Source organism: Auritidibacter ignavus (assembly GCF_003703835.1).
GTDB classification, from domain to species: Bacteria; Actinomycetota; Actinomycetes; order Actinomycetales; family Micrococcaceae; genus Auritidibacter; species Auritidibacter ignavus.
In genome coordinates this window covers 21,054-39,821 of the sequence record NZ_RDQR01000023.1, presented here as the reverse complement: position 1 = coordinate 39,821, position 18,768 = coordinate 21,054, and the positions used below count along the sequence as shown (strand labels likewise).

Genomic DNA, 18,768 nt, shown 5'->3' with positions numbered 1-18,768 from the left:
GCCAGCTAACCCAAGTTTTCGCGCTCAAACTAGCTGAGGCACGACACTGCAGCCACGCGACCTCTCGCGCTCACGATCTGTGAGGCACGACTTACCCTTCGCGCTCAGTTTGACATGAGGCACTACGCCCGCAAGATTTGACCTCCCCGTTGAAGTACCGCGGCTGCCCGCATGAGTTTAGCTGACATCCTGCCCGCATGATTTTAGCTGACATCTGAGTCGACGCTCACGTACTCGACCATCCGGCTATCGGTGACGTGACCCCAATCAATTGCTGCCACGCCTCTTGCAGATCGAGGTTGGGAGGCTGCTTGCAGATCGAGGTTGGGAGGCTGCCGGCTCACCTGTGTGACGAGCAGGTGAGGGGTCGTTTGGGTGACGGTGTCGATGCGGGTGATGTCGGCCGGCGATGGCTACAAGTACCTGCTGCGCACGGTGGCGGCCGGCGACGGCGACCGGTCACTTTCGACGCCCCTGACCCGTTACTACGCCGGGGCCGGAACCCCACCCGGACGCTGGCTTGGCTCGGGCGTGGCCGCTCTGGGGCATGGTGAACTCACCCCTGGCGCCCAGGTCTCAGAGGCACAGCTTCAGTTGCTGGTCGGGATGGACGCGACCCGATCACGGGTGACCCGCTGGGGCGGGCGTATCCGGCGTACAGCTCGACGGCTGATCGGGTCGCGGGTCGTGTCGCGCAACTTGACCCGGCGCTGGGGGGCGGTGGAGCGGGGTCGGAGGGTTGCGCAGATCGAGGCGGAGGAGGCTGCGCGGGGGTCGCGGCGTGCGGTGGCGGGGTTTGATTTCACGTTCAGTGTGCCGAAGTCGGCGTCGGTGTTGTGGGTGGTTGCGGACGCGGGGACGCAGGGGTTAATTTCGCAAGCTCATCATGAGGCGGTTGCGGCGGTGGTTGCGTTCATGGAGCGCGAGGTTGCAGCCACCCGTACGGGTGCAACTGCTGGGGATGGCGCGGTTGCACAGGTTGATGTCACGGGTTTGATCGCGACGGCGTTTGATAACTTCGGTTCCCGGGCCGGTGACCCCGCACTTGCATACGCATGTGGTGATCAGCAACAAGGCCCAAACGGTGTTGTATGGAAAGTGGCGGAGTCTGGGTGGGCGTCCGATGCATGCCACGGCGGTGTCGTTGGCGGAGCTGTACGAGACGGTGTTTGCCGACCACATGACCCGCACCTTCGACGTGAGCTGGGAGCCGCGGGAAGTGGGCCGGGACCGGAACCCGTCCTGGGCGATCACCGACGTCCCCGAAGAACTGATGGCGGAGTTCTCCACGCGGGCGCGACAGATCGCGATGGAGAAGGACCTACTGGTAGCCGAGTACGTGGCTTCCTCCGGCCCTCAGCCATCTGATGCCACCGTGATCCGGTTGCGTGCCCAGGCCACGCTCGCGATGCGTCCGGAGAAGCAGGTCCGCTCGTTGGCGGAGCTGACCGGGCGGTGGCGCACCCGCGCCAGCCAGTAGCTCGGTGTCGATGCCAGGGTGTGGGCGCGGACCGTCACGGGTGGGGAGCAGCAGCTGCTGTTGCGGGCTGATGATGTGCCGTTGGATCTGATCGAGGAGGTGGGGCGGTCGGTGGTCGAGGTGGTCGGTGAGAAGCGCTCGACGTGGCGGCGCTGGAACCTCATGGCCGAAGCCGCCCGCGAAACGATGGGGTGGCGGTTCGCCACCGTCGAGGACCGCGAAGCCATCACCGCCTTGGTTGCCGAGGCTACCGAACAAGCGTCTCAGCGGCTGATACCGCCCGAGCTAGCGATCAGTCCGGTGGAGTTCCGCCGCCCGGACGGCACCAGCGTGTTCCGGCCGAAGCACTCGACCGTGTTTTCCTCCGACACCCTCCTCGCGACAGAAGACCGCCTCCTGCAAAGGGCTCGTACGACCACCGGCCCGAGTATCGAACTGGCCACTGTCGAGGCTAGCACCGGTCGCCCCGATGCCGAGGGCCGGGTGCTCGGACAGGACCAGGCGGCAGCTTTGGCGTCGGTCGCGGTGTCTGGTCGGGCGGTGGATGTGTTGGTGGGCCCGGCGGGGGCAGGGAAGACGACCGCGATGAACGCGCTGCGCCGGGCGTGGGAGACCTCGCATGGTGCCGGGTCGGTAGTAGGGCTTGGCCCCGTCTGCGGTGGCGGCGAAGGTGCTGGCCGACGACCTGGGGATCTCCACCGAGAACACGGCGAAGTGGTGGACCACCCATCAACCCACCGTCGCGACCTTCCAGGGCGGGCAGTTGGTCATCATCGACGAAGCCTCCCTCGCTGGCACCCTGTCCTTGGATCGGATCACGCAGGCGGCTGAGGAGGCGGGGGCGAAGGTGCTGCTGGTCGGTGACTATGCCCAGCTTCAATCTGTGGATGCTGGTGGTGCGTTCAGCCTGTTGATCCACGACCGTCACGATGCTCCCGAGCTGGTCGATGTCCACCGGTTCACCCACGACTGGGAGAAGACCGCGTCCCTGGAGCTGCGGCACGGCCGCACCCCGGTCATCGACACCTACCTCGACCACCATCGCATCCATGATGGTGACGCCGAGGCTATGACCGATGCCGCCTACATAGCCTGGCGTAACGACCGGCAGCAGGATTTGGTGTCGATTTTGATCGCTGAAACCCGTGAGAACGTCACCGCTCTCAACGTCCGTGTCCGCGCCGACCTCATCCTGGACGGCACCTTGAAGCCCGGCCCCGAAATCACCCTGTCCGACGGATCGGCAGCGGGCGTGGGTGACACGATCATCACCCGCCGTAACGACCGTCGGCTGCGGAACCGGCACGGCTGGGTCCGCAACGGCCAAACCTGGACCATCACCGCCGTGCGCGATGACGGGTCGGCCGCCATCCGCCCGCCCGGTGCCCGGTTCGGCAACAGCATCGTCCTGCCCGCCGACTACGTGGCCGAGCACGTCGACCTCGGCTAGCCGAGGTGCCCGAAACACACCCACCTATGATCGTCTGCTTTTGCGCGTCTCCAGTCTACGAGCAGCAAGGGATACAGCGCCGAAGCCCTCGCGTATCGCTGAGCTTCCAGACGCGTGGGTGGCGGCTCTCCAGCCTGGCGGCCCGCTTGTCGGCTCGACCAGCTTTGTATCCGACGGTGTGTACGCGTGCGTGACGAGTGAGCGCACATCGGCTTCTCGTGGCGGGTTCGCCTCCGGGAGATGGGCGCTGACGAGTGCTGATAGATCGCGTGTGCCTGCGTGGTGAAGTTGTTCGACGTGTGCTCGACGAATGACACGCTGTCTTGGTGCTCGAGCTCGATGGATTAAGTGCCGGGCTCAACCCGGAGTGGCATGGGTCGACAGTGGGTCTGTTGACGGTTGAGCACCCGGAGCGCAGCACGTCCGTCGGCGGGCAGTTTGACGGTCACGGACGCGACCAGACTCTCCTTGTCGCTGCCAGTCGAGGCTGGTGGTCAGCGTCGCGAGCAACGACTCCGTTGGTGACGCTCGCGCCGGAACGGACCTGGTACGTCACGGCTTTTCCAAGAGCCTCGGTCCTGGCCTGCGGGTCGGCGCGCTGGTGCCTCCGGAGCGGCAGCACGCGCGCGCCGATGTGATCCTTCAGGACACCTCCTGGCGGTGAGTCCACTCATGGCGGAGCTCATCACGCGGTGGATTCGGGATGGCACTGCGGCGAACATCGCTAGCGCGCTGCGCGCCGAAGCTCAAACGCGTCTCGCGATCGCAGCGTCCGCACTCGGAGACCTCGTGCCCGCCGTCCCGTCGGGTGGCTTCCACCTGCGACTTCCCATGCCGCTACATCACGCCGAGGAAGCAGCGCGCACCGCGGCACGGGAGGTTCTTACCGTCACGCCACTCAGGACGATCCTCACCGATCCGTCCGCCCCGGAATCCGGTCTTCGAGTCTGTACCGGACGCGCCGAGGCCCGACGGCTGGAACAGGGCCTGCGACGACTGCGAAACATCATCGTGAGTCACATCACATCGTCTGCTTCCACCCATTCGCGATGACGTCATCTCCACCATCCACGTCGCGGCAGACGCCAGCGTTCACTGCTCGGCGTGACCGCTATTCGTCGCCGGTGCGTACCACCGCATCGGCCCCGAGCGCGGACGTGATGTCATCTAGGAATCCGTTCTGAATGGCCCAGGGGACACTCAACACGGAGGGAGTAGTGACTGCCATCAGAAGCTCCGGGTCTTCCAAGTAGTAGTAGCGGCCCTCGGCAATCGGAGCCCACCGCGACATCAGTGGATGGGCGAGAGTCTGCGCGATCTTGTCTCGGGAGTTCGACCATCCGATGAACACGTCGGTGGTGAGCGCATCCAGTCTCTCGAGGCTGACGGAGCCGTAGTAGTCGTCCCCAAATGAATTGACTTCCTGAACGACGGACGGATCGTCAGTCATCCCGAACTCACGAAGCAGTGTAGGTCGGGGGTCATCCGGCGAGTAGACGGCAAGGTCCGTGGAACCGTCTTCCAGCCACTCGCCGAAGATGAAGGTCCTCCCTTTGAGCTGAGGGTGCGCATCGCGCGCTGAATCGACCGTTGCCTGCGAGCTCGACGATGTCCGACCACGAACCGTAAGTCCACGGTGTGTGCGCATAGGCGATCGTCGGGGCGATGTCACTGAGCTGCTGATAGTCGGATTCGGTGATCCCGGAGTATGGCGCGAAAATCAGATCCGGGGCGTAACTGAGGATCTCCTCTGGGTCGTAGACACCGTCCTTTCCTGGCGAGAGAACCGGCGGCAGTTCGGCACCGAGTTCGACAGTCACATGCTTTCGGAACCAATCGGTATAGCCGTCCGGCGTGCCGTATTCTTCGGGGACCGCGACGGGAACGACGCCCAGCGCGGCGACCGCGTCTTCGGCGCTGCCCCCGAGGACAACCACACGTTCTGGGGTTGACGGGATACTCGTCTGGCCGTGCGCATGCGTTACGGATATCGGGAAGCCGCCCGGCTGCTCTCCTGAGGTCGGGCGGTCGTCAGCCGATGACCCGCACGCCGTCAAAGACAGCGCGAGAGCCAGAACGACGAACGGAGCCAGTACGCGGCGAAGCCCGACCTGACGTGGTGCCTGCCGAATCGTATCGGAGGTCACTCTGCGTCTCCGTCCCCACGGGTCTCGGTGACGAGGCGGCTGATGTCGTCGGCGATGGCGTCGATGCCCCAGTCGATGCCGAGCGGGGTCGCAGTCGAGAAGGCAAGCCCGGTGGCCGCGTCCTCGATCAGGACGACGCGATTCTCCGCGACTGGCGCCCAGCTTTGGAATGCGGCGTTCGCGGCAACGGCTTCGCGCCAAGTGTCTTCATCGGAGATGACGATGTGGACATCGGGGTTCAGTTGCAGGAGCTGCTCCATGCTGACAGTGAAGCTGCTGGGGTCGCCGGCTTCGTGCTGCAGTTCGAGCGTTCCGGCGAGGGGCTCAAGCCCGAGGTCTTCGAGAATCTGGGCTCGGGGATCGACGGAGCCGAAGGCGACGACCTGTCCGTCGTCGGAGGGCAGGAAGCTGTGCAGGTACGTGACTCCCGACAATTCCGGGTGCTGGGCTGCGACGTCGGCGACGCGTTGGGCGGTCTCCTTCTTGATCTCGCCCGCGTAGGTCGGGCGCCCGAGCGCGGCACCCATCATCTGAATGTGCTCATCGACCGTGGTCGCCCAGGGTTCCGAGGGGAAAGCGATCGTCGGTGCGATGTCGGACAGCGCCTCGTATTCGTCCTCGGTGATTCCGGAGTTGATGGCGACGATGAGGTCGGGCTGCTGCATCAGGACGTACTCCAGGTCGACCTCCCCACGCTCGAGCGAAGGGTTTAGGGAGGGAAGGGGTGCACCGAGCTTCCCGATCGCTTCGGAGACCCACGGGTAGTAGTGGCCCTCGATTCCGGTTGCGTTGCCTTGCGCGACCGGAACCGTGCCGAACTGGATCGCGATGTCGGCGCCGCTCCATCCGATGGCGACGACGCGCTGCGGCTGGGTCGTGACCTCGGTGGACCCGTACGCGTGGTCGATCGTCACCGGATACGCGCCGTCCTCCGGCTCGGCGAAAACGCGCTGCTCGGCCCCCGCGTGCGGCGGCGAGGACGCGCATCCGGAGAGGAGAAGGGCGAAGGCTAGCACGGCGAGCGCGGCGCGGCGGGAGGCAGAGAGCATGGACGGTCCTCACGAGTAGCGGTGATTCAGCGAGATAAGGTGAGCCTTACTTCCAACGCTATCCGTCGCCGTTTTCCCTTGGCGGACAGCTATCGTCGTCCTCGCGACATTTCTCCGGGGATGTGGGCAAGCGATTCCCGACGGAGTGAACGAGCCCGGTGTGATGTCGCTGAGAGCCCTGGTAAGTGGCCGTTTCAGTCGGCAAGCGGTCGTCGGACGGTGCGGCGAGGGATGACCAGGGGTGTCCCGGTCTCGGGGTCGGATTGGATGACGCAGGGGAGGTCGTAGACGTCCTCGACGAGCTCGGCGGTGAGGACCTGGGCTGGTTCACCGGACGCGACGACTGTGCCGTCCTTCATGACGATGAGATGGTCGGCGTACCGGGCGGCCTGGTTGAGGTCGTGCAGGACGACCACGATGGTGCGGCGGAGCTGGCTGCGGAGGGTCTCGAACAGTTCGAGGAGCCCGTACTGGTGGGAGATATCGAGGAATGTGGTCGGTTCGTCAAGGAGTAGGACCGGGGTCTGCTGGGCGAGCGCCATCGCGACCCAGACGCGCTGACGCTGCCCGCCGGAGAGTTCGTCGACGAGCCTTCCAGACAGGTCGGCGGTGCCGGTCGCTTCGAGGGCGGCGGTGACGGCGGCCTCGTCCTCGGCGGACCACCGGTCGAACATGCCCTGGTGCGGGTAGCGCCCGCGGGCCACGAGGTCGGCGACGCGTATCCCGTCCGGTGCGAGGGAGGTTTGCGGCAGCAGGCCGAGCCGGGTGGCGAGCTGTTTCGGCGGTAGGCGGTGGATGTCATCTCCGTCGAGCAGGATCAAACCGTCGAGGGACGGGAGGACGCGGGCAATCGTGCGTAGCAGGGTTGATTTGCCGCATGCGTTGGGGCCGATGATGGCGGTGTAGGAGCCACGGGCGATGGTGATGTCGACGCCGTCGACGATGATCCGCTTGTCGTATCCGGCGCGCACGGCGACCGTGCGTACTGCGTCCACAGCAGCGGTGTGAGTGGCAGGGTTGGTGGTGGTCATTTTCTTCTCCGGAACTCCGAGATCAGCAGCCAAGCGAGGTAGGTGCCGCCGAGTGAGACGGTGACGACTCCGACGGGCATCCCGATGCGTTGGGCGAGGACGTCGGAGGTGAGCAGGCTGAATGCGCCCACGAGCGCCGACGGGACGAGCAGCAGCCCCGATCCGCGCACCAGGCGGCGCGCGATCTGTGGGGCGGCGAGGGCTATGAAGGAGATGGGGCCGGCGGCAGCGGTGACGAGCGCAGTGAGGGCGACGCCGAGGACCACGGAGAGCGCGCGGGTTCGATTGGCGCGCAAGCCGAGAGACTGGGCGGCGTCGTCGCCGAGTTCGAGCTGGCGCAGGCCCGGGGCAAGGGTCGTCGCGGCGGCGAGCAGGATAATGAGGAGCCCGGTCATGGGCCCGAGTTGGTCGTGGCCGAGTGCATTGAAGGATCCGGCTGCCCAGACGGCGGCGAGCATGGCGGTGTCGACGCTGGTGGACAGCATGAGTGCGGAGTTGAGCGAGGACAGTAGGGCGGCGACGCCGATGCCCATGATGATCAGCCGGAACGATTGCACGGTTCCACGCACTGTAGCGAGGAGGTAGACGATGGCGGCGGTGATGATGCCGCCGAGGATGGCGCCTGCGGCGATGTCGAGGTAGCGGGTGGATCCGAGCAGGAGCATGACGAGGATCGCGCCGGTGTAGGAACCGGAGGAGAACCCGATGATGTCCGGGGAGCCGAGCGGGTTGCGGGTGAGGGACTGGAAGATAGCGCCGGAGATGGCGAGGGCGATGCCGCAGGCGATGGTGAACAGTGCCCGCGGCAGTCGCCACCCCACCACGAGCATGCGCGTCTGCTCACTGGCGGTGCCGGTGAGCGCGGCGGCGACGTCACCGATGGGCACGGGGTAGGTGCCGAGCGTGAGGGAGACGACCGCGAGGATCAGGGTGAGCAGAGCGAGGGTGGTGCAGACAGCGAGGACACGCACACTAACGACTCCCGAGACCCGGGGCACGCGAATGGCGATCGCGCGGTATCCGTGGTCGAAGGTGTCGCGCCCGGCGCGGCGGCGGGTGCTGGTGCTCATAGGCCGCTCACCATCCGTCGTCGTGCGAGGAGGATGAGCACGGGGGCACCAATGACGGCGGTGACCAGGCCTACGCGCAGTTCTCCGCTGGGAAGGATGACTCGTCCGAGGATGTCGGAGAGCAGCAGCAGGATCGGTGAGACGACGAACGTGTAGGCGAAGATCCATCGCTGGTCGGGACCGACGAACCAGCGCACGACGTGCGGGACCATGAGCCCGACGAACCCGATCGGTCCCGTTAGCGCGGTCGCCGTGCCAGCGAGCAGGGTGACGGCGATGATCACGATGATCCGCACCCGGCCGGTGCGAACGCCGAGCGAGGCGGCGAGTTCGTCTCCGAGGGCGAGGGCGTTGAGCGCACGGGCGGCACCAAGGCCAAGCAGGAGCCCGAATAAAACCAGCGGGGCAAAGGAGAAGACGATGTCGAGCTGTCGTCCGCCGATGGATCCGACGCCCCAGAATCGGAGGTCGTCGAAGGCATCGCGGTTGCCGAGAACGATCGCGGTGGTGAGGCCGCCCAGCACGGCGCTGATCGCCACGCCCGCGAGGGTGAGCTTCGCCGGGGTGGCTTGACCGCCGCCCACGGCGCCAAGCGCGTACACGAGTACCGTGACGGCGCCAGCGCCGAGCAACGCGAACCAGACATAGCCGAGCGGGGCGGCGATGCCGAGGAACCCGACCGCCATCGTCACCGCGAACGTCGCCCCGGCATTCACGCCGAGGATGCCGGGATCAGCGAGGGGGTTCCGGGTGTACGCCTGGATCAGTGCCCCGCACATCCCGAGCGCCGGGCCCACGACCAAGCCGACGACTGTGCGCGGCACGCGCAGCTCGAGAATCATCACGTGCTCATCGATCGTGTGGTCATACGCCCACAGCGCGTCCCAGATCGTCGGCAGTGCGATAGCTCGAGCTCCGACGCCAACGCTGAGCATGACAACGATAGCAAGCACGGCAGTCGCGACACCGAGACCAGCCAGTCGAAACACCCCGGAGCGGGCCACACCGGACGGTGCCGCCCGCTCCTCGATCGCACGGGTGGCTGTCACTGTCGTGACGCTCACCTGCTCGGATCTGGATCGATGGGAGGAGCCCTGGGGCACCGTGTCACTCCGCCGTGTGCACGACGGCGTCGCCGTCGATCGCTGCGGAGATGTCCTCGATGTAGCCCTGCTCGATCGCCCACGGGATGCTGAGCACGTCAGGGCCGCTGGTGGCCATGCCGAGCGTGTTGTCTTCGGCGATGAAGTAGCGGCCGTTCGTGATCGGATCCCACCGGGTGAAGACCGGGTGCTCGAGTGTGTACGCGGTGTCGGCTGCGGCGTACGACCACGCCAAGACGACATCCGCCTCCACCGAATCGAGCTCCTCGAGGCTGATGCCGCCGAAGAAGGTGTCCGCCGGCACGTCTGCGGTCTCTGCCGCGAGCTGCGGAGTGTCGACCATGCCGAACTCGTGCAGCAGCCGCACGCGCGGATCTTCGCTGATATAGGCGGTGATCTCCGTTGACCCCTCGGAGAAGGTCGTGCTGTAGAGGAACGAGGCGTCGTCGAGGTTGGGGTACTTGGCGGCTTCCTCGTCGATGGCTGCCTCGGTCTGTTCGATCAGCTCGGTGGCTTTGTCGTCCTCGCCGAGGATCTCACCGATGATCTCGGTGTGCTCCTGCCAGGTGCCGGCAGTGAACGGCCGATCCATGTACGCGACGGTCGGAGCGATCTCGCTGAGCCGCTCGTACTCTGTCTCGGTGAAGCCGGAGTACACGCCGATGATGACGTCCGGCTGGAGGGCGAGGATCTGCTCGTAGTCGGGTCCGTCCTCGGTGACGTTAATGACCTCCGGCATCTCCGCGTCCAGCTCGTTCTCGACCTGGTCACGGAACCACGGGGTGAAGCCTTCTTCATCCCCGCCCCACGTTTCTGGCACGCCGACGGGAACAACGCCGAGGGCGGCGACGATGTCGTGGTTCATCCAACTCAGCGTCACCACGCGTTCCGGCTTCTCCGGGATGGTCGCCTCACCTAGCGCGTGCTCGATCGTGCGAGGGAAACCCGATTCCGTCGCAGCTGCCCCGTCAGGGGGTGCAGTCGAGTCGGGCGTGGACGAGCAGCCGGCGGCCACAAGGGCCAATGTGGCGAGTGTGACGAGCGCGATGGTGTGACGCAGAACGGACATGGGACCTCTCAGGACGTGATCGGGTGTCTCCGGGGAAAGACGACCGGCAGCCAGGTTAGGCGTGCCATAGTTCACCCTACGCAGTGATGGTTGCCGATAGCGGACACCTCTTTGCGTTGGACGGACACAAGCTCACCGCTGCTCCTGTCGCATCGACGTGAGCGGGCACCCGCACGAGCAGCCCTCAGGGAAGAGACACCGCAGGGCGACAATCACCATGACCCCAAAGAGCACCCCGCATGGAACCGAACCGGGCCCGGAGCTCCCCAAGCAGCGGGTAGCACCGAGAGCACACGATCAACGCCGCTGCGCCCGTTGCCGTTGAGCGCTGCTCAGCAGCTTCGATTCTTCGGCTGGAGCTTTCGTCAGTCGTCGTTATTTGCGGGCAGGAATCGGTGCGGCGGGCGTCCCATGACGCGGTGGAATGCGGCGCTGAAGGCGCTAATGGTGGCGTAGCCGACCCTGCGTGCGACTATCCCGACGGGTGTTCCGTCGCTGAGGAGACGGACCGCAGCTGACATGCGTGCGGCCGTGCGCCACTGACTGAACGTCATCCCGGTCTCGGCACGAAACGCACGTGCGAGGGTGCGGGCACTGGTGGAGGTGGCCCATGCCCAGTGCTCGATCGAGCGGTCATCGGCAGGGTCGCTCATGATCGCCCGGGCGATCGGGGCGATGCGCGGATCCCGCGGGAGCGGCAGTTCGATCACAGGGCACGCGTCATCGGTGACCAGCTCTAGACAGACCTGCTGGGCGCGCAGCCGCTGCTGGCGGGGCATACCGGTGATCGCCAGGTGACTAAGAAGTGCCCGCAGAGCGGCGTTCACGGTGACCGGGTGCACCTCCGGTGCGGGGCCCTCCCACGCCTCGGGTAGGAGGTGTAGGGCCGCCAGTGTGGTGGAGGGGGCGCGGCTTGCCGCGTGCCGTGTTCCGGCGGGCACCCACAGCCCCTGCCCAAGGGTGAGGTTGTGGCGGGTGCCCTCCACCTCGACCTCGGCGGCAGCACGTTCAGGCCAGACCACGACATGTTCGGGGTGAGCGTGCTCGTCCGGCGAGCACCCATCGGCGTCATCGACGTACGCATATCTCAGGAACCGAGTGGTCAGCAGGTAACCGTCGGGCACGATCCGCTCCCGCACCGGAAAACCCACAGGATCATCGATATCCTCACCGGTCGACGACGAATCGAGCAGAGTCACCAGCACCCCTCAACGATCTACGACTAACATCATATTTAGGTAAGGCTAACATAGGTATTATTGTCCGGTGAGCGACAACAATCGTCCTCCATGCGGTTGCCCATACGCATAGCGTCTCAAGAGTGAGCACAGACACTTCTGCGTTGAAGCGGCTGACCCCTGCTCGGGTGATGCGGTTGGCGCTGTCGCGTGGCGGACGTGGTTGGCGACTATCGGCGGCGACTGCGGGGTTCATCCTTCACCAGGCGAGCGAAGCGGCGGTGCCGATCCTGATCGGTGTGGCCATCGACCGTGCGGTGCTCCCTCGTGATCCGGGCGCGCTGGCGCTGTGGCTGGGTGTGCTGGGGGCGGTGTTTCTCGTCCTGTCGGTCAGCTACCAAGGGGCGAGCCTGGCGATGGTTCGCATCTACGGGCATGGTGAGCATGACCTGCGCCAGCTCGCGGTCGCGCGGGTGCTGGATCCGCGAGGAATACCAGCGCGACGGACGGGCGAGGTGTTGTCCGTCGTCACGAGCGACACGTATCGCGTCGCGGGCGTCGCCTGGAGCGTTGCCGAACAGGCCGCCACCATCGCGGCGCTGCTCACTGCGGTGGCGGCGCTGCTGCTCATCTCGATCCCGCTCGGCCTCGGAGTGCTGGCCGCGGCGCTGCTGGTGCTGTGCGGCATGGCCGCACTGGCTCGGCCGCTGGAACGGCTAGGCATGGCCGAACAGAGCGCGGTCTCACGGGCAAGCGACATGGCGACGGACGCCATGGAGGGACTGCGGATCATCCACGGCCTCGCCGCCCATCCGCAGATCGTCGCCCGCTACCGCGAAGCGAGCACGGCCTCCCGCGACGGCGCGATCCGCGCGTCTCGATCGCTGTTGACCTACCAGGCGGTAAGCACGGCGGTGTCGATCCTCCACCTGGGAACGCTGGCTGCCGCGGCGGGGTGGATGGCGATGTACGGGACGATCACGCCGGGGCAGTTGATCACCGTGGTGGGGCTGGCCCAGTTCCTGCAGGCCTCCCTCGACCACATCGGCACGTTCGGGGCGAACTGGGCACATAAGCGCGCATCAGCCTGGCGCCTGCACGACCTGCTCACCGAACCACACCCTCTCCCGGCCGGACAAGACACGCGCGCAGAGTGCGGCATGTTGCGGTGGACCAAGATGGACGGTCCTGTGATCGAGGCCCAGCCGGGACGGATGGTCGGCATCCGGGTGGCTGGCGCCAGGCAAGCTCACGACGTGGCGTCCCGGCTGGGGTTCCGCAGCGTGCCCGCACCGAGCGAACTCATGCTCGGCGGGGTCGACGCGCTGACCATTGGCCCCGCTGCCTATCGGGAGCACGTGCTGGCCCCACCTCATGACGCGTTCGTGTTCACCGGCAGCATCCGACACAACGTCACCCTCACCCCCTGCCCATTGAACGACGTTGTGGTGAAGTTGACAGCGTTGGACGACGTGATCGAGCATGTCGGATCGCCGGACGCGCCCGTCGGTGAACAGGGGCGTCGCCTGTCCGGCGGGCAGCGACAGCGCCTCCTTTTGGCTCGAGCGCTGCACACCCGAGCCGATATTCTCGTGCTCGAGGAACCGGCGACCGCGCTCGACCCCATCACGACGCACCGCGTCGGAGCGAGCCTCGCACGATGCGGCCGCACCATCCTGCTGATTACGAGTGACCCGATCCTGCTCGACAGCTGCGCGACGGTCATCGACCTCACCACACCCCACGCGATTCCACACGAGGTGTGCACGTGATCGGGGCGCTGCCCGTCGCATCCGTCCGCGACACGGTGCGCACTGTCGGTGGTCTCCTCGCGAGACGACGAGGCCTGATCACCGCCACAGTGGCGTTGCTGCTGACCGGATCCGCCAGTGCTTTGACGATCCCGCCCGTGCTGGGCTGGATCGTCGACATCGTCCTCTCAGGCGACGACGTGTGGCGAATCCCGTCCGCAGCTGGTGTCCTCGTCGCAGCTGGGGTCGTCTCGGCCACGACCGCCTGGTGGGGCGGACGGCTGCTGGTCGTCTGCGTGCAAGGGGTGCTTGCCGAGCTGCGCGAGGACGTGTTCACCGCCGCAATGCGGATCGACGCTACGACGGTTGAACGGGCGGGAAGCTCGGATGTGGTATCGCGCCTGACCGGTGATGTCGAGGCGGTCACCGAGGCCGGCTCAGGAGTGCTGCCGCGCTTCGTCGGCGCCCTGTTCACGATCGTGCTCACGGCGGTCGGGATCGCCGCACTTGATCCTTTCCTCGCACTGGCCGCGCTCATCGCCGTCCCGCTGCAGGTGATCGCGGTAACGCGGTTCTTGCGTCGCTCGCGCCCTCTGTATGTGAGGCTGCGCCGTGAGGAGTCCGACCGCGGACAAGCGATCATCGAGAGCTTCGCCGGAGCGGATACCGTCCGCGCCCATGGTCTCGCCCCTTCTCGTCTCCGCTTGATTGCCGAGCGAAGCCTGACCGCGGTAGAGACCGCTCGCACGGCAGGCCGGGCGCGAAACGTGTTCAACGGCACGCTCAACCTGGCAGAGTTCGCGGGTCTCGCCGCGGTGCTCACCGTCGGGTTCTGGCGGGTCGAGACGATCGGAATCACCGTCGGGACGGTGACCGCCGCGGCGCTGTTCTTCCACAGATTGTTCGGCCCCATCGGTGCCTTGCTGTCTAGCATCGATGATCTTCAACGTGCCCAGGCGGGACTAGAGCGTCTCGTCGGCTTGGTGCAGAGCACGACGCGCGCGCCCCAACAACATCCGATCCGCGATGCCTCGGTCGAACGGCGCCACGTGACGTACACCTATCCCGGATCGGGATCGGATCGACCCGCCATCGCCGATGTCAGCATCAGAATCAACCCGGGGGCGCGTGCCGTTCTCGTCGGGGCGAGCGGATCGGGGAAATCCACCACGGCGCGACTCATCGCAGGGCTCACCGAGCCTGCCCGTGGTGCCGTGCTCGTCGGCGGACAGCCGGCAATCCAAGCCATGCAGGACTCAGGCAGGCCAGCGGTCATGCTCGTCACGCAAGAAACACACCTGTTCTCCGGCACGCTCGCCGACAACCTGCGCCTGGCCCGCGCAGACGCCTCCGATGACGAACTCCGAACCGCCCTCGACGCCGTCGGCGCAGACTGGGTCAGCGACCTCCCGCACGGGCTCGACACCCCCGCCCCGCGGGACCTCGACGTGCAAGGCCTCCAGCAGATCGCGCTCGCCCGCGTCCTGATCGCCGACCCGCCCATCGTGGTGCTCGACGAAGCTTCCGCTCACGCAGGTGCGGATACAGCACTCGACCGTGCCGTCGATGCGGCCGTTCGCGGACGCACCGCAATCATCATCGCCCATCGTCTCTCCCACGCCGAGCATGCCGACACCATCGCTGTGTTCGAGACCGGCCGCATCATCGAGCAAGGCGACCTCGGCGAGCTCCTCGACCGTGGCGGCGTCTTCCGCTCACTCTGGGACGCCTGGAAACGTGGATGTGGCCAGACTTCCCAACCTCACCCATCACCCGCACCTCTCAAGGAGGAATAGCCCCATGCCCGTCCCCTGCTCCCCCGCACGCGTCGAACGCGTCGCACGACTCACCCCGCACATGATCCGGATCTCGTTCCAGACCATCGGCGACTGGCGCTGGCACACCGACGGCACCGGCGACGAGCGCATGGATATCGCGATCCCCCGCCCCGGCGAGACGGAAGCCGATCTGACGACGTTTAACCTGCCTGAGTATGGGCCCGGGTGGGCCGGCGAAGAACCCCCGTGGCGCCATTACACTGTCCGCGCCGTCCGTGACGACGGGCGCTGCTTCGACATCGACTTTGCGATCCATGGCCAAGGATTCGCCTCGAGCTGGGCCGAACGCGCAGAGCCCGGCCACATCATCGGTGCCTTCCACGGCGGAGGCTCCTACTACCGCCCACCATCCGACGCAACCTTCCAACTCCTCGTTGCCGATTCCACTGGGCTTCCCGGCCTTGGACGTATCATCGAAGAACTCCCCGAAACCACCCGAGCCCTCGCCGTCATCGAAATACCCGAGACAGGCGACATCCAAACCATCGACGCCGCGGCCACCATCGAGTACCGCTGGTTGACCGGGACCGGAAACGGTCAGGGCCCCAGCGCGCTGCCGGCTGCAGTGGCTGAGTTCACCCCGCCCGATGAGCCCTGGTACGCGTGGGCGGCCTGCGAAGCGGCCGCCAGCCGCTCCATCCGCACCGACCTTCGCAAACGCCTCGGCTCACCCCGCGACCGTCACCACGTGATCGGCTACTGGACCGAAACCAGAGCCGGAAACCACCCCGCCGACTTAGGGGGCTCTGACTAACAGACTCCTGAAGCGCCACACCGCGATTCTGACGCCAAACCCGCTGCAGAGTCTCCAAGCAGAACGCTAGGCGGAGGACCAGGCCCGAGTCGTCACGACCACAGGAAGACCACTTGGAGAACCCAAGACGAACGCAGTGCCGTAGTGCGGGTCATAGTCCCAGCCCCTGTCCTGATCGCCCCTCTGGGTTACGATGCATCGCCCCATCAGGAGAGGTGAGTTGGCATTGACGCCGTTCGGCTTCATGTTGCGCAAGTTCCCGCTCTACGCGTTTGGCCTCGATAAGCTCAGTTACGTCATTCACGGGAAGGCCGCGGATTTCCTCGTTCTCGGCACGAAGCAGCGCTGCACGAGCGCGGGCGGCGCGGGCGTTACGAGCAGGGTTGAGGGCGCGCATCCCGTGTTGGTGAGCACGCGCGTTCTCCGGCCCGTATTCGCTCGCCAGGAGCACCAGACGCTCGTTCCGATGACGCTCATCTGTTGCGGCTCGTTCGGTGCGAGCGACTTCGACAGCATGGTCAGCGCCGCGTACTCGGGGATCGGCCTCTGCTCGCCGCCACGCGACCTGCACAGCCCATTCGGGTAGCGCGCTCGGGGTTCGTGGCGGTTCAGCCTCCCATGCATCGCGGACGTGATCTCGCATGGTCTGCTTCTGTTCTCTCGCGGTGCGGTGCTCATCGCGGGCCTTGCGCCGCCCGATCCGCCCAACAGTGGCGAGGCGCGTGCTCGCTGTCCTCTCTGCTTCGGCGCTGGCAAGGTAGTCCGCGCCGTCGCGTTCAGCTTGCTTGGTGAGGGGCGCGGCGACCTGCGCACGCACTCGTGCGGCTTCTTCCTCGGCCCGACGGAGCATGGCGGTGTTCTCGTCATTCTCGGCCCGGTGCGCGGCGCGCTGGGCGTCAAGCCGGTTCGAGGTCTGCTCCCACCGCTCCGCCGCCTGCTCTGCACGCTCTGCCTCACGATCGAGCCTGGCGAGTTCTTCCGAAACGCGCTGGATCGGGCCGTTCCTGATGATGCCGCGGACCGCCGCTGTCGCCTGTATGGTGGCGTGGTCGAGGCCGCGGTCGGCGGGGTCGCGCTCCATCGCTGCGACGAACTGCGCACGCCCATCCGCCATGTCCTCGGCGATGACATGCAGCGGTCAAGTCCTGGGTAGTGGTGTATCTGGTTTCGAATCTTGGTGATGTTTGGGGGCTTGTTCTCAGGGCCCGGCTCGGGGCTGGGGTGGGGGTGTGATCATGCGGCGACCTCGTGTCCTTCTGCTGGGGCGGCATCGATCGTGCCGGCCGCCACAATGCCTTTGGTCTGCTCGAGACTAGTCAGTGACATGTAGCGTTTCTGTTGGATCCTTCTCACTCGTGTTGCTCGGCGAGTACCGCCCCGACCAGACGCACGACGGCGTCGCGGTTGGGGAAGATCCCCACGACGTCGGTGCGGCGTCTGATCTCCCGGTTGAGCCTTTCGGTGGGGTTGTTTGACCACACCTTCGTCCACACTGCTTTTTGGCGCATTCGTAAACGCCAACAGATCGTCGAGGGATTCCTCCAGGTAATCCGCCACATGGGGGAATGTCTGCTGGCAAAACTCAACGACGTCACGGGCTTGGTCCCACACGGCCTGGGCGTCGGGTTGCTTACAAGATCGTTTGAAACATCGCCGATAGCGTCGGCCACTTGGGTTTTCGGCACCATCCTTGGTGGTCTCTCGAGTCAGGTACAGATTGGAGACTCGGCGACTGAGACCAGCGTGTTTCCGATGTCGGGAGTTCCCCGCGAACCTCCGCGACTATTGCGGAGGCTTCTGGATTTCGCCAGCGAACACCTTGAGCCCTCACGCCTCCCTGTGATTCCGCAGCTCTGTATGCTTTCGGTCAACTGGGCCCCACAGCGCCGACGTGACAGATACCTCATCGCAGGCCACCGAACGAAGGGCACCACGCTGGGAGGAAGGCTGAGTTCGACGCTTCCGAGCTCGACCCGCTACGGACGGGCGACGACGCTCGTCGTCCCGCACCGATTTCGCATCGTCTGCGTGCTCATGGCTCTCGAATCTTGCTCGTGTCGACCACGGTGACGGATTCCTGACGGTGATGAGCGGGTGACGCCACTCCGCTCGATCACATCACCAAGCGTCCCATGCTGCCGGGAACGCAGGGATGTACCACCACCTCGGACGCGCAAGGCTCGAGGTCTGCGTGTAGCTCTGCACCAATAGGGACATCAGTACCTGCCGCGCCGCTTTTTCACCCCAGGGTTGACGGGGACAATGACGACCTGCCGTGCTAACAGGCATGAGGAGTAACCCCAGGGGTGACAAGACTCCGGATGACGCTTTCGGAGCCGAGTGGGTGCGCGTATTGGCGCACCGGCAGAGGGAAGGACAACACGTTATGGACAAGGTTGTCGAACGGTTTCGTGCCACAGGCGTTCGACCCGACGATGTTGAATCGCACCTGCGCGATGCTGGTGACCGTCTTTATGCGGCTGCCACCTCAGACGATGACCGGTGCGCAGACGAGTTCGGTGGCCCACGAGCGGTCGCTCTTCTCGCAGCGGAGATCAGCGCACTGATGTCCCACCTTGTCGCACGGGCTGCAAGCATTCGGTCTGTCTGTGTGGAGGCAATGCTCGAGGAATTTAGCGCCGTCACGGTCGCTGGAGCGATCGGCGTGGCTCGGCAAAAAGTCTACGAGCTTGCCAAACCCGAGGCGGACAAGGACTACCTGGACCATTCCCCTTGGAGGATCGAATGAACGACATGAAAGAACAAATCCAGCTCCCTGTTCCGGCTGAAAGACAGCTGTTGCATCCGATACATATCGGGCAGGCATGAGCTGTTTACATCCGCGGAT

The 18,768-nt window shown here is 65.8% G+C and carries 17 protein-coding genes and 3 pseudogenes; 10 read left to right on the top strand and 10 right to left on the bottom strand.

From position 1 onward, the window contains the following. Positions 1-387 precede the first annotated feature (387 nt). The 5 genes and pseudogenes from DYI20_RS12990 to DYI20_RS10405 all read left to right on the top strand — a co-directional run. Positions 388-987 (top strand): annotated as a pseudogene (locus tag DYI20_RS12990) (relaxase domain-containing protein); the annotation flags it as partial. A gap of 46 nt (positions 988-1,033) precedes the next feature. Further along, positions 1,034-1,480 (top strand): relaxase domain-containing protein, encoded by a 447-nt coding sequence (locus tag DYI20_RS12985; RefSeq protein WP_425320828.1) that lies wholly within the window; start codon positions 1,034-1,036, stop codon positions 1,478-1,480. A gap of 162 nt (positions 1,481-1,642) precedes the next feature. Continuing rightward, a pseudogene (locus tag DYI20_RS12980) lies at positions 1,643-2,071 on the top strand (AAA family ATPase); the annotation flags it as partial. A gap of 79 nt (positions 2,072-2,150) precedes the next feature. Further along, positions 2,151-2,930, top strand: coding sequence for an AAA family ATPase (locus DYI20_RS12975; RefSeq protein WP_424923546.1), 780 nt, complete (start codon positions 2,151-2,153; stop codon positions 2,928-2,930). Between the two features lie 660 nt (positions 2,931-3,590). Continuing rightward, entirely contained in the window at positions 3,591-3,983 is a 393-nt protein-coding gene (locus DYI20_RS10405; protein WP_147472561.1) for an aminotransferase-like domain-containing protein, read from the top strand. A 58-nt stretch (positions 3,984-4,041) separates the two neighbouring features. On the opposite strand, the gene DYI20_RS10400 is transcribed toward DYI20_RS10405, so the two are convergent. From DYI20_RS10400 to DYI20_RS10365, 8 genes are all read right to left on the bottom strand, one after another. Further along, positions 4,042-4,380 carry a TroA family protein gene (locus tag DYI20_RS10400; protein ID WP_110122766.1) on the bottom strand — a complete coding sequence of 113 codons (339 nt, stop codon included), beginning with the start codon at positions 4,378-4,380 and terminating at the stop codon, positions 4,042-4,044. Between the two features lie 31 nt (positions 4,381-4,411). Further along, positions 4,412-5,077, bottom strand: coding sequence for an ABC transporter substrate-binding protein (locus DYI20_RS10395; RefSeq protein WP_166769822.1), 666 nt, complete (start codon positions 5,075-5,077; stop codon positions 4,412-4,414). Next, positions 5,074-6,126: an ABC transporter substrate-binding protein gene (locus tag DYI20_RS10390; protein ID WP_122549465.1), complete on the bottom strand. Its 1,053-nt coding sequence runs from the start codon at positions 6,124-6,126 to the stop codon at positions 5,074-5,076. Before DYI20_RS10390 ends, DYI20_RS10395 begins: the two co-directional genes overlap by 4 nt. Before the next feature lie 194 nt (positions 6,127-6,320). Then, positions 6,321-7,157: an ABC transporter ATP-binding protein gene (locus DYI20_RS10385; RefSeq protein WP_110122769.1), complete on the bottom strand. Its 837-nt coding sequence runs from the start codon at positions 7,155-7,157 to the stop codon at positions 6,321-6,323. Further along, positions 7,154-8,227 carry a FecCD family ABC transporter permease gene (locus DYI20_RS10380; RefSeq protein ID WP_122549464.1) on the bottom strand — a complete coding sequence of 358 codons (1,074 nt, stop codon included), beginning with the start codon at positions 8,225-8,227 and terminating at the stop codon, positions 7,154-7,156. Before DYI20_RS10380 ends, DYI20_RS10385 begins: the two co-directional genes overlap by 4 nt. Further along, positions 8,224-9,291 (bottom strand): FecCD family ABC transporter permease, encoded by a 1,068-nt coding sequence (locus tag DYI20_RS10375; RefSeq protein WP_244924682.1) that lies wholly within the window; start codon positions 9,289-9,291, stop codon positions 8,224-8,226. Before DYI20_RS10375 ends, DYI20_RS10380 begins: the two co-directional genes overlap by 4 nt. A 43-nt stretch (positions 9,292-9,334) precedes the next feature. Beyond that, positions 9,335-10,399, bottom strand: a complete 1,065-nt coding sequence (locus DYI20_RS12675) for an iron-siderophore ABC transporter substrate-binding protein (protein ID WP_122549462.1) — start codon at positions 10,397-10,399, stop codon at positions 9,335-9,337. 365 nt (positions 10,400-10,764) lie between these two features. Next, on the bottom strand, positions 10,765-11,598 hold the full coding sequence (locus tag DYI20_RS10365; RefSeq protein ID WP_147472560.1) for a helix-turn-helix transcriptional regulator: 834 nt from the start codon (positions 11,596-11,598) through the stop codon (positions 10,765-10,767). Positions 11,599-11,720: 122 nt separating this feature from the next. Between DYI20_RS10365 and DYI20_RS10360 the strand changes: the two genes are divergently transcribed. From DYI20_RS10360 to DYI20_RS10350, 3 genes are read left to right on the top strand one after another with little or no spacing between them, the layout of a single operon-like run. Beyond that, positions 11,721-13,349, top strand: a complete 1,629-nt coding sequence (locus tag DYI20_RS10360; protein ID WP_208392074.1) for an ABC transporter transmembrane domain-containing protein — start codon at positions 11,721-11,723, stop codon at positions 13,347-13,349. Further along, positions 13,346-15,124, top strand: a complete 1,779-nt coding sequence (locus DYI20_RS10355; protein WP_147472559.1) for an ABC transporter ATP-binding protein — start codon at positions 13,346-13,348, stop codon at positions 15,122-15,124. Before DYI20_RS10360 ends, DYI20_RS10355 begins: the two co-directional genes overlap by 4 nt. Before the next feature lie 4 nt (positions 15,125-15,128). Next, positions 15,129-15,920 (top strand): siderophore-interacting protein, encoded by a 792-nt coding sequence (locus tag DYI20_RS10350; protein ID WP_122549459.1) that lies wholly within the window; start codon positions 15,129-15,131, stop codon positions 15,918-15,920. A 151-nt stretch (positions 15,921-16,071) separates the two neighbouring features. Here DYI20_RS10350 and DYI20_RS12220 read toward each other — a convergent pair whose 3' ends face one another. Beyond that, on the bottom strand, positions 16,072-16,563 hold the full coding sequence (locus DYI20_RS12220; protein WP_147472558.1) for a hypothetical protein: 492 nt from the start codon (positions 16,561-16,563) through the stop codon (positions 16,072-16,074). On the opposite strand from DYI20_RS12220, the gene DYI20_RS12215 reads away from it, so the two are divergent. Then, positions 16,552-17,073 (top strand): hypothetical protein, encoded by a 522-nt coding sequence (locus DYI20_RS12215; protein WP_147472557.1) that lies wholly within the window; start codon positions 16,552-16,554, stop codon positions 17,071-17,073. The two genes, DYI20_RS12220 and DYI20_RS12215, sit on opposite strands and share 12 nt — an antisense overlap. Positions 17,074-17,278: 205 nt before the next feature. Here DYI20_RS12215 and DYI20_RS12670 read toward each other — a convergent pair. Continuing rightward, positions 17,279-17,447: pseudogene (locus DYI20_RS12670) on the bottom strand (transposase); the annotation flags it as partial. An 859-nt stretch (positions 17,448-18,306) separates the two neighbouring features. Between DYI20_RS12670 and DYI20_RS10335 the strand changes: the two are divergent. Then, on the top strand, positions 18,307-18,669 hold the full coding sequence (locus tag DYI20_RS10335) for a hypothetical protein (protein WP_122549457.1): 363 nt from the start codon (positions 18,307-18,309) through the stop codon (positions 18,667-18,669). The last annotated feature ends 99 nt before the right edge of the window (positions 18,670-18,768 follow it).